Source organism: Paracoccus sp. (in: a-proteobacteria) (assembly GCF_030536915.1).
Classification (GTDB): Bacteria; Pseudomonadota; Alphaproteobacteria; order Rhodobacterales; family Rhodobacteraceae; genus Paracoccus.
The window spans coordinates 1-1,273 of sequence record NZ_JAUNPC010000036.1 but is presented as its reverse complement, the minus strand read 5'-3'; the positions used below and the strand labels follow the sequence as shown (position 1 = coordinate 1,273).

2 protein-coding genes are annotated in these 1,273 nt (G+C 70.4%); both read right to left on the bottom strand.

Annotation, left to right across the window (positions count from 1 at the left end; translation table 11 throughout):
• Window positions 1-422, bottom strand: a 422-nt coding sequence (gene hisG, locus Q4F04_RS08125) for an ATP phosphoribosyltransferase (RefSeq protein ID WP_303369332.1), incomplete at its 3' end; no start/stop codon positions are given.
• A partial coding sequence (locus Q4F04_RS08120; protein WP_303369331.1) for an ATP phosphoribosyltransferase regulatory subunit occupies window positions 416-1,273 on the bottom strand: 858 nt, incomplete at its 5' end. The genes Q4F04_RS08120 and hisG, both read right to left, overlap by 7 nt.

The window sequence follows — 1,273 nt, the reverse complement described above, 5'->3', positions numbered from 1 at the left end:
ACCAGCCGGTGATACTTGGTGGCGATCCGCAGGCGGAAGCCATGGGCCGCGCGGAAGTCGCGGGCGATGGCGGCGAAATCGTCCAGACCCTCGCAGTCGCGCCAGCAGGCCGGGACCGCCAGCACCAGATCGGCATGGCCAAAGCCCATCGGCGCCAGTTCCACCACGTCCGCCCGCCAGCCCGCCAGCTTTTCGCGGACAAGGTCGGACCCGGTCACGCCAAGCTGGATGCGCCCGGCGGCAAGCTCACGCGGGATCTCGCCCGCCGACAGCAGCACCAGCGACAGCCCCTCGACCCCCTCGGCCCGTGCCGCATATTCGCGGTCCGAGCCGCTGCGGGAAAGCGTGATCCCCCGCTGGGCGAACCAGTCGAAGCTCTGCTCCATCAACCGGCCCTTGGAAGGCAGGCCGAGCTTCAGCATGGCGCGCACTCCAGTTCGGCGATCAGGCCGGGGCGGATGATGCCGCCGACGGCGGGGATCGCCTCGCCCTGCCCCAGCACCTTTGTCAGCGCGTCATAGCGGCCACCCGAGGCGATCGGCGGCCAGTGGGGACGGGCTTCCGCCGTGAAGGAAAAGGTCATGCCGTCGTAATATTCCATTGTCCGCCGCCCGTGGCTGGCGTCGAAGCGGACGGTTGCCGGGCCGATACCGCGGTCAGCGATGGCGTCCAGACGGGCGGCTAGCCGCTCCACCGCTTCGGCGATGGCGGGGATATGGTCGGCCAGGACGCGCAATTCGTCCACCGCCGTGGGCGCGGGACCGGCGACGGAAAACAGCCGGTGCAGCCGTTCGCGCCATTCGGGGGCAAGCGGCGGGCCTTCGGCGGCGGCCTCAAGCCGGGCAATGCGGGCTGTCATCTCGGCTTCGGTCCGCAACCCGGTCCAGGGGGCGCTGTTGACGGCGAAATGCCGGGGCTGCTCGACCTTCGAGAAGCGGTCGAGCAGGCGCTCGAACCGTTTGGGCCGCCAGATATGATGCGCCAGCATCGCGCGGCGCGGGGCCGACAGCGGCAGCCCCGCCACGGCATCCAGCAGCAGGTCCATGTCGCCCATCGTCGCCGACAGGCCGCATGGCGCAAGAAGGCGGTGGAACAGCGCGAAGACCTCGGCATCGGCGTCGGGGTCGCGCGAGAACAGCTCGAACCCCGCCTGCAGGGACTCGTTGTCGCGGGGGTTGGCGGGCCGGGTGTCGCCATGGTCCTGCTTGCGGAAGACCTCGCCCAGATAGCAGTAGCGGGCGGGTTCCGCGCCCTGCGCCATGTGCATCCGCAC